The organism is Pseudomonas sp. FW300-N1A1 (genome assembly GCF_058789115.1).
This window is the reverse complement of the sequence record NZ_JBYTBK010000024.1, coordinates 75,931-84,719: the sequence shown is the minus strand read 5'-3', so window position 1 is coordinate 84,719 and position 8,789 is coordinate 75,931. Positions and strand designations below refer to the sequence as shown.

8 protein-coding genes are annotated in these 8,789 nt (G+C 61.6%); 2 read left to right on the top strand and 6 right to left on the bottom strand.

Translation table 11 applies throughout. The annotated features are described in order from the left end of the window. Window positions 1-754: 754 nt before the first annotated feature. On the bottom strand, window positions 755-1,684 hold the full coding sequence (locus AC3WQN_RS17035; RefSeq protein WP_103400063.1) for an AraC family transcriptional regulator: 930 nt from the start codon (window positions 1,682-1,684) through the stop codon (window positions 755-757). Between the two features lie 335 nt (window positions 1,685-2,019). Between AC3WQN_RS17035 and AC3WQN_RS17030 the strand changes: the two genes are divergently transcribed. Next, a complete protein-coding gene (locus tag AC3WQN_RS17030; RefSeq protein ID WP_103400062.1) occupies window positions 2,020-2,385 on the top strand; it encodes a putative quinol monooxygenase in 366 nt (121 codons plus the stop codon). 9 nt (window positions 2,386-2,394) lie between these two features. Continuing rightward, the gene (locus AC3WQN_RS17025; protein WP_095078590.1) at window positions 2,395-2,658 is read left to right on the top strand and encodes a hypothetical protein; all 264 of its coding nucleotides are present in this window, start codon (window positions 2,395-2,397) and stop codon (window positions 2,656-2,658) included. Here AC3WQN_RS17025 and AC3WQN_RS17020 read toward each other — a convergent pair whose 3' ends face one another. The 5 genes from AC3WQN_RS17020 to AC3WQN_RS17000 form a co-directional block, all read right to left on the bottom strand. Further along, window positions 2,659-3,291: a flavin reductase family protein gene (locus AC3WQN_RS17020; RefSeq protein ID WP_103400061.1), complete on the bottom strand. Its 633-nt coding sequence runs from the start codon at window positions 3,289-3,291 to the stop codon at window positions 2,659-2,661. It lies immediately after the preceding gene. Window positions 3,292-3,429: 138 nt separating this feature from the next. Continuing rightward, the gene (locus AC3WQN_RS17015) at window positions 3,430-3,765 is read right to left on the bottom strand and encodes a hypothetical protein (protein ID WP_103400060.1); all 336 of its coding nucleotides are present in this window, start codon (window positions 3,763-3,765) and stop codon (window positions 3,430-3,432) included. Window positions 3,766-4,166: 401 nt separating this feature from the next. Then, a complete protein-coding gene (locus AC3WQN_RS17010) occupies window positions 4,167-5,486 on the bottom strand; it encodes an MFS transporter (protein ID WP_095078587.1) in 1,320 nt (439 codons plus the stop codon). A gap of 189 nt (window positions 5,487-5,675) precedes the next feature. Continuing rightward, complete coding sequence (locus tag AC3WQN_RS17005; protein ID WP_103400059.1) at window positions 5,676-7,004, bottom strand: sigma-54-dependent transcriptional regulator; 1,329 nt, start codon at window positions 7,002-7,004, stop codon at window positions 5,676-5,678. After that, window positions 6,998-8,764 carry an ATP-binding protein gene (locus AC3WQN_RS17000; RefSeq protein ID WP_103400058.1) on the bottom strand — a complete coding sequence of 589 codons (1,767 nt, stop codon included), beginning with the start codon at window positions 8,762-8,764 and terminating at the stop codon, window positions 6,998-7,000. The genes AC3WQN_RS17005 and AC3WQN_RS17000 overlap by 7 nt, the downstream gene beginning before the upstream one ends. Window positions 8,765-8,789 lie beyond the last annotated feature (25 nt).

Below are 8,789 nucleotides of genomic sequence, written 5' to 3'. Positions count from 1 at the left end.
GTGTGGCAGGCAAGCCGCATTCAGCTTAGTGGCGGCGGCTACGCCACCGAGCGGGAGCAAGCTCCCTCGCCACGGGGCTGAGTGCTGCCTGAAAGTAGTGAGCCTGAATCATGAGGTGCCACTTGCCAGGTGAAATTCCAGCGGTGAGTGAAGCTCCCCCTGTGGCGAGCGAGCTTGCTCGCGCTGGACGGCGCAGCCGTCCCAACAAGGCCATCGAGGTGTGGCAGGCAAGCCGCATTCAGCTTAGTGGCGGCGGCTACGCCACCGAGCGGGAGCAAGCTCCCTCGCCACGGGGCCAAGTGCTGCCTGAAAGTAGTGAGCCTGAATCATGAGGTGCCACTTGCCAGGTGAAATTCCAGCGGTGAGTGAAGCTCCCCCTGTGGCGAGCGAGCTTGCTCGCGCTGGACGGCGTAGCCGTCCCAACAAGGCCATCGAGGTATGTCAGGAAAACCGCATTCAGCTTTGTGGCGGCTACGCCACCGAGCGGGAGCAAGCTCCCTCGCCACGGGGGTAAGTGCTGCCTGAAAGTAGTGTGCCTGCGTCATGAGCTGCCACCTGCCAACTGAAAACGCGGTGGTTGATGAAGATCCCCTGTGGCGAGCGAGCTTGCTCGCGCTGGACGGCACAGCCGTCCCAACAAGGCCATCGAGGTGGGTCAGGTAATCCGCATTCAGCTTTATGGCGGCTGTGCCACCGAGCGCGAGCAAGCTCCCTCGCCACGGGTGATGCTCCATTTGCCCACCGAAGATTCTGATCAAACCGACATCCGCAACCGCGCCAGATCCCGCAGCGGCGGGGCGCCGAACAGTCGGCTGTATTCGCGGCTGAACTGTGAGGGGCTTTCGTAACCGACACGGTAACCGGCGGCCGAGGCGTCGATGCCCTCGGCCAGCATCAGGCGCCGCGCCTCTTGCAGGCGCAGTTGCTTCTGATACTGCAGTGGACTCATGGCCGTCATCGCCTTGAAGCGGTGGTGCAGGGTCGACACACTCAGGTTCACTTCCCGGGCCAGGTCATCAATGCGCAAGGGTTGTTCATAGTTGCCGTTGAGCCATTTGATGGCCTGGCTGATGCGATGGCTCTGGCTGTTGGCGATCGCAATTTCATACAACCGGTGGCCCTGGGGGCTGCGCAGCAAACGATAGAGAATCTCCCGGCGCACCAGCGGTGCGAGCATGGCGATGTCTTTCGGTGTGTCGAGCAGGCGTGCCAGGCGCAGCACGGCATCGAGCATCGGTTGATCCAGTTGCTCGACATACAGGCCACGCCCGATCGGGCGGGTGGGGACGCCGAGGGGACCAGCGTCGGCGATCAATGCGGTGATCTCCGCGGGGTCGATGTCCAGGCGCAGGGCGAGGATCGGTTCCTGGGGCGAGACATTCACCACCCGTCCGCTCAGCGGCATCGAGACCGAGACCACCAGGTAGTTGAGCGGGTCGTAGTTGAAGACTTCGTCCGCCAGGCGCACTTCTTTGCGGCCCTGGGCCATGATGCACAGCGCAGGCTGCGCGAGTACCGGGGCGAACTCGTGGGACTGGCTGTGACGCGACAGGAACAACGAACCGATGGCGGTCGCGTAGCTGCCGTCCTCGCAGGTATTACGGCCAATGATTGCCGAGAGCTCCACGCGCTGTTGTTCCAGGTTGGCGTCCAGCGGGGCGTGGGTGGAATCCAGAGACGTCATGGGCACATCCTCGGCAAGGCTGATGGAATGGGCACAGCTTAAATTTGTGCAAGGCAGGGCGGTAGGCCGATCCTGCGCAAAACTTGCCTGATCCTGCCGTGTCGCCCAGTGGAACATGGTAAATCTGCCGGGGGCACTGAAAAACTTGCTCGAAACACCCAGTGGCGTTCATTGCTCAGGTGGGGATGGGGGTGGCAGCGATCCCGTGCCGATGCAGGATTGTGCAACAAGCCGGCAGGAATCGACTAACGCCCCTTGAACCAGGTGCTTAACCTCTGTTCCTGTCGCCGCCTCTCTCAAGGCTGCGGACCGTCGACACCCAGGGAGACTCGAACATGTCCATGCAAATCCCCGTCAGCCATATGGCGTTTGTCCGTGCCCGAGCGGGCCGCTCGATGGAGTTGGGTGCGCGCTTGAGCAGCCTGATCGAGCCTTCGTGCCAGGCGCGCGGGTGCCTGCACTTCGCCTTGCAGCACTCGTTGTGTGACCCCGATTTGTGGCTGGTGTCCGGCTTCTGGGCCGACCAGCAGGCCATGACTGCCTATTTCGGCAATCCGGCCATGGCGATATTCGGCGAGTTGGTGCAGGAACTGGTGGTCAACCACCTGGATTTCCACACCTTCAGCGACGTGTCGGCGCAACAGGCGCGCGGTGAGTCTCCGCAGTTCAACGCCTCGGCCATGCAGCAGTTGGCCTGCTGAGGGTTTAGAATGGCCGACTTTCCATTGGCCAGGATCCGCAACATGGCACGTAAAGAGTTTGCACAATTCGAAGCCGTTTCAGCCGCGGTACGCGCTGAGGAAGGCTACAACGCCGCCATCGCCGTCAAGGCACTGGGTGGCTCGGGCGCCCCACGCTTTAATAAAGTCCTCATCGAACAGACATTCAAGACCGCCCTTGAGGCCGATCAGGCCGCCGAGCAGCAACTCGAGCACCTGGCCGACGTCAGCGAAGACGGCGAACTGGTCTGGTAATCACCGCCCGCTTGCCCCCGGACGGAACATTTTGAACAAGGCCTCCGGGCCCACCTGGAAATAGTCCGCCGGACCGCCGCCACGCAGAATCGGCTCTGCCGCGGCGGTGTCGTAGACCCCATCCTTGAGCAACCACTTGGCGATATGCACGGCGACCACTTCGCCGAGAATCAGCCAGCTCGGCACCACTTCCTGGTCTGCGCGCTGCAACTGAATGATCTGGGTAACCTTGCACTCAAAGGATACCGGGCTTTGGGCGACGCGCGGTACCTGAATGATCTTCGAGGCCACGGTCGTGAGCCCGGCCAGTTCAAATTCGTTGACGTCGGGCGCCACCATGGCGCAGCTCTGGTTCATCTGCTCGGCCAGCGGGCGGGTGGCCAGGTTCCAGGCGAACTCGCCGGTCTGTTCGATGTTGTTCAGGCTGTCTTTGCGACCCACGCTCGAGAACCCGATGATCGGCGGAATGTAGTTGAACGCGTTGAAAAAGCTGTAGGGCGCCAGGTTCAGGCGGCCTTGAGCGTCCTGTGAAGAAATCCAGCCGATAGGCCGTGGGCCGACGATGGCATTGAACGGGTCGTGGGGCAGGCCGTGGCCCAAGGCGGGTTCGTAGAAGTGGATATCGTCAGGCATAGGCGCGGTTCCAGGGCGGGGAAAGGGTGCAATAGTGCAAGGCGTGTGCGGATTACTCCAAGGCTTTTTTGCTCGGGATCCTACCCCGTAAAAACGACTAAGCCCGGCGAGGCCGGGCTGTGATGCCGCGTTCAAATGTCAGCTGATGGAAGCCGAACCCGTGCGATCAAAGCCGTCAGCCGCAAGCGTGGCGGAGCCGGTGCGGTCAAAACCATCTTCAGCGACAGTGGCGGAACCGGTGCGATCGTAGCCATTTTCAACCAGGCCTTTCTCTTCCAGGCGATCACGTCCACCTTCGGCAACGGTCTGGCCTTGTGGGGTGCGGTCGAAGCCGTCGGCGGCCAGGGTGGCAGCGCCCGTGCGGTCGTAACCGTCAGCGGCGACAGCAGAACCGGTGCGCTCAAAACCATCGGCGGCGAAGGTGTTGGCGGCCAGTACGGAGAGGGTCAGGGCGAGGATCAGTTTGGTTTTCATGGTGTGTGCTCCAGGTGCGTTGACGTGTTGTGCGTTGGGTATGGGGTTCATACTACGCGGATGAATTTGATTAAAAAGCGCAAATATTTGCCTTTATGTATCGATTTATTCGATGTGTTAGGTGTCGCAGATTGCTTTCAGACACGGCTTCCCAGGCCTGCATTCTCTGTACGGACGAGACGTCGATAGGGATTCAGATGGCAGCAGAATGACAACCGGGAATTAACCGATCATTAATCATCGCGGGATGACCGAGTGGTGTCTTTTTCGAGGGAGCGGGGGGAGTGCGGCGAGGGGAGATTGCAGGAGCGGTATGTCGAAGATTCAGGGGAAGAAAGCGGTGTGGCAGGCGTACCCGCCGGCTTCTACAAAGCCTGTAGAAGCTGGCGGAAAAGTAGCCGTTAGTCAGTCTCGATCCGCGAGTGTTTGCGGGTGTCTTTCATGGTCAGGTAGACCACCAGCGACACCGCGATGCAGGCAGTGACGTACCAGTAGTAGCCGGTTTCCATGCCGATGCTCTTGAACCACAGGGCGATGTATTCAGCGGTACCGCCGAAGATCGATACGGTCAGTGCATATGGCAGGCCGACACCCAGTGCACGGATCTCGGTCGGGAACAGTTCGGCTTTGACCACGGCGTTGATCGAGGTGTAGCCGCTGACGATGATCAGGGCGGCCATGATCAGGAAGAACGCGCCCCACCAGGTCTGGATGGTGTGCAGGGTCATCAGGATCGGCACGGTGAACAGGGTCCCCAGTACACCGAAGGCGATCAGGATCGGGCGACGACCGATTTTATCCGACAAGCCGCCAATGATCGGCTGCAGGCACATGAACAGGAACAGGGTGGCCGCCGAAATGGTGGTGGAGTCGCTGATGCTCATGCCCACCGTGTTCACCAGGTACTTCTGCATGTAGGTGGTGTAGGTGTAGAACGCCAGGGTGCCACCCATGGTCAGGCCGACCACGGTCATCAGTTCCTTGGGGTGACGCATCAGCGTGCGCATGGCGCTTTCTTTGGACTTTTCTTTCTTGGTGAACGACTCGGTTTCTTCCATCCCGCGACGCAGGTACAGCGCTACGACCGCGCACAGGGCGCCGATGGCGAACGGGATACGCCAGCCCCACGCATACAGTTGCTCGGTGGTCAGCGTTTGCTGAAGAACGATCAGCACGCCCAGTGCGATGAGCTGGCCGGAAATCAGGGTCACGTACTGGAAGCTGGAGAAGAAGCCGCGACGCTCCTTGGTCGCCATTTCGCTCAGGTAAGTGGCGGAGGTGCCGTACTCGCCACCGACCGACAGGCCTTGCAGCAATCGGGCAAAGATCAGCAGGATCGGCGCACCAATACCGATGGTCTCGTAGCCCGGGCTCAGGGCGATAAGTAACGAGCCGAAGCACATCAGGTAGACCGAGGCCATCAACGCGGCTTTACGGCCGACACGGTCGGCGTAAATGCCCATCAGCCAGCCACCGATAGGACGCATCAGGAAGCCGACGGCAAAGATCGCTGCGGTATTCATTAACTGTGCAGTGGAAGAGCCGGCAGGGAAGAAGGCTTTTGCAAAGTACAGGGAGAATGCGGCGTAGACGTACCAGTCGTACCACTCGACCATGTTGCCGACGGAACCGCTGAAAATCGATTTGATGCGGCTGGCCGTGGTTCTTACTTTGGCAGGCGAAGCAGCCGACCCAAGAGGCAGGGCTTGTGAGTTATCCATGACGGATCCTTCATTTAATTGTTTTTGTGGAGCGCGCAAAAACGCAGCCTGCAGGGGCTATTGCAGGAGCTGTGCCAACTCGTAGAGGGCCGGTTTAGAGGGGTTTGGTTATTTTTGTGAGCGAGATACCGCTCATCACCTGGAATTTATGAGCGGAAATCCGCTTATTGGTGTTGATCGCTCGAGGGCTCAGGGCAGGAACATCTCTCGGGTGAGGCCGTGGCGCTGCATTTTTTCATTGAAGGTGCGGCGTGGCAGTTGCAGCTCTTCGAGGACGGCCTTGATATCGCCATTGTGGCGGGTCAGCGCGGCGCGCAGGCATTGGGCTTCGAAGGCTTCCTGTTGGGCGGCGAGGGACTGGCCGGTCTCGATTGCGGCGGGTTCCGGTTCGTCCAGCCCCAGTACCTGGCGCTCGGCCACGTTGGCCAATTCGCGCACATTTCCGGGCCAGTCGTGACTCAGCAGTCGGCTCAATTGCGCACCGCTCAGGGGCCCGTGGCTGCGTCCCAGTCGTTGCGCCGCGGCCTGGGCGAAATGTTCGTACAGCAAGGGAATGTCTTCACGGCGCTCGCGCAACGGCGCCAGGCGCAACTGCGCAACGTTCAGCCGATAGGCCAGGTCTTCGCGAAAACGTCCGGCGCGGGCTTCATCCAGCAGATCGGGTTTGGTCGCGGCGATGATGCGCAGGTCGACATCAATGCTCTGGTTGGCGCCCAGTCGCTCAAGCTTTTTGTCCTGCAGCACCCGCAGCAGTTTGACCTGCTGCGCCAACGGCATGCTTTCGATCTCATCGAGGAACAGGGTGCCGCCATCGGCGTATTCCAGTTTGCCGATGCGTTTGCCCTGGGCGCCGGTGAAGGCGCCGCTTTCGTGGCCGAACAGCTCGGCCTCGAACAGTTGCTCGGGGATCGCCGCACAGTTCAGGGCCACAAAGGGCTTATCGGCGCGCGAGCCAAAATCATGCAGGCAGCGGGCTACCAGTTCCTTGCCACTGCCGGTTTCGCCGCGGATCAGCACATTCACCGGCAGCGCCGCGAGGTCCAGCACTTGTCGGCGCAGGGTCTGCAAGCCCTTGGAAACACCCAGCAGGCTGGCCTCGAGTCGGCTGCGGTGGTCGGCCTGTTCGTGCAGGGCCCGGTTTTCCAGCACCAGCCGCCGCTTGTCCAGCGCCCGGCGCAGGCTGTTGAGCAAGGTCTCGGGGCTGAAGGGCTTTTCGAGGAAGTCGTAGGCACCCTCGCGCATGGCTTCGACCGCCATCGGCACATCGCCATGACCGGTCAGCAGGATCACCGGCAAGTCCACGTCCTGGTGTTGCAGTTTCGCCAGCAATTCAAGGCCACTCATGCCTGGCATGCGCACATCGCTGAGAATCACCCCGGGGAAGTGGGCGGGCAGGTGCGCCAGGCATTCTTCGGCGCGGCTGAACAGTTTGACGTCGAACCCCGAGAGGCTCAGCCACTGCTCGACCGCGTCGCGGATACTGCGTTCGTCATCAACCAGGATTACCGAGTTCAGCATTGAATGTGCGCCTCCAGATCGATCGGCAGGGTGACGGTGAAGATCGCGCCATCGGCTTGGTTGTCGGCGTTCAGGCGGCCACCGAGTTCATGGATGATGGCAAAGGATACGGCCAGTCCGAGGCCCAGGCCATCACCCACCGGCTTGGTGGTGAAGAAGGGGTCGAACACATTCGGCAGGTCCTGCTCGGCGATACCGCCACCGCTGTCGGCAACGCTCAGGCGCCACAGTTGATCATCGGCTTCGAGTTGGATGTGCAGCCGCTTGAGCGGTTTGTCACGCATGGCGTCGAGGGCGTTGCGCAGCAGATTGATCATGACCTGTTCCAGCCGGATCGCGTCGCCGCGGACCCAGGCTGGACGGGTCAGTTGCACCACGCAGTCGACCTGTTCATCGCGCACGCGGGTATCGAGCAACTGCAAGGATTGATCGACCACTGCCGCCAGGTCCAGTTGCTCGCGCAAGCCGCTGGGGCTTTTGCGGGCGAAGGTTTTCAGGTGGCCGGTGAGGGCCGCCATGCGGGTCAGCATGTCGTCCACCGGTTTCAGTGCTTTGTAGGCATCATCGACCCGCCCATGCTCAAGCAGCAGGCGCAAGGTTGCCAATTGCATGCGTTGAGCGGTCAGTGGCTGGTTGATTTCATGGGCCAGGGCCGCCGACATTTGTCCCAGCGCGGCAAGTTTGGCCGACTGCACCAGGCCGTCCTGCGCGGTACGCAGGTCGCGGGTGCGTTCTTCGACCAGGCGTTCGAGCTCTTCGCGACTGCGCTGGCGTAACTTGGCCAGGCGCCAGCGCTGACTGAGAAACAGCAGCAGGAACACCAGGGTCAGCCACAGTCCGGCGGCGGCAAGCCCCGCGTTGCGCAAGTCCTCGAAGGTGACCTGGGGGCGGCGCAACAGGTGCAGGGTCCAGCCTTCGGCACTCAGTGGCAGTGACTCCCACAGGTACTCGGCCGAGCCCTGCGGGCCGTCGACGCGGGCCAGGTAGCTGTTGTCGTCAAACCGCCGGATCATTTGATGGGCCAGCGGGACGAGCGCTTGCTTATCGTACTGGCGCGTGGCCTTGAGCTCGGCACGATCGGTGTCCGACAGGGTTTCCAGCAGGCGATAGCGCCAGCCCGGCTGGTTGGCGATAAATACAATACCGCGGGCATCGCTGACCAGCAGCGTGTCGCTGCCCTGGCGCCATTCGCGCTCCAGCTCCGGAAATTCGAGCTTTACCACCATGGCGCCGAGAAACTCGTCGTTATCGTTGGTGACCGCACTGGACAAGAAGTAGCCGGGAATCCCGCTGGTCACACCCACCGCATAGAAGCGCCCGGCACCCTGGCTGCGGGTCTGGCTGAAATAGGGGCGAAAGCCGTAGTTGTGGCCGACGTAGCTGCTGGGCAGACGCCAGTTGCTGGCGGCCACCGCAAGGCCGGTGCGATCGAGCAGTTCGAGGGTGGAGGACTCTGCCGCGCCGTTGATTTTTTCGAGTTTGCGGTTCAGTGAGTCCTGTTGCTGCGCACTCACCGGGCCATCCAGGGCCGAACGCAGCTCCGGGTCCAGTGCCAGTACGGCGGGCAGGGCGCGGTAACGTTCGATCAGGGTGTGCAGGGAGTTGGCGTACAACGCCAGTTGCTGATTGGCGCGCTGGGCGTCGTCTTCCTGGGCCTGACGCTCAGCGTGACGCATGGCCGCGCTAGTCACCAGGACGGTGCCGGCAACGATGAGCAGGATGTAGAGCGTCAGGCGCAGGGGGCGAAAAAGGGTCGGCATGCTGTTGGCACAGGCTACAGGTTCG

Bases quoted from the DNA above. Each gene is read 5' to 3' on its own strand.
- AC3WQN_RS17020 (WP_103400061.1), bottom strand. From the start codon at position 3,291: ATGCCTGACGATATCCACTTCTACGAACCCGCCTTGGGCCACGGCCTG.
- AC3WQN_RS17030 (WP_103400062.1), top strand. From the start codon at position 2,020: ATGTCCATGCAAATCCCCGTCAGCCATATGGCGTTTGTCCGTGCCCGA.
- AC3WQN_RS17010 (WP_095078587.1), bottom strand. From the start codon at position 5,486: ATGGATAACTCACAAGCCCTGCCTCTTGGGTCGGCTGCTTCGCCTGCC.
- AC3WQN_RS17015 (WP_103400060.1), bottom strand. From the start codon at position 3,765: ATGAAAACCAAACTGATCCTCGCCCTGACCCTCTCCGTACTGGCCGCC.
- AC3WQN_RS17035 (WP_103400063.1), bottom strand. From the start codon at position 1,684: ATGACGTCTCTGGATTCCACCCACGCCCCGCTGGACGCCAACCTGGAA.
- AC3WQN_RS17000 (WP_103400058.1), bottom strand. From the start codon at position 8,764: ATGCCGACCCTTTTTCGCCCCCTGCGCCTGACGCTCTACATCCTGCTC.
- AC3WQN_RS17005 (WP_103400059.1), bottom strand. From the start codon at position 7,004: ATGCTGAACTCGGTAATCCTGGTTGATGACGAACGCAGTATCCGCGAC.
- AC3WQN_RS17025 (WP_095078590.1), top strand. From the start codon at position 2,395: ATGGCCGACTTTCCATTGGCCAGGATCCGCAACATGGCACGTAAAGAG.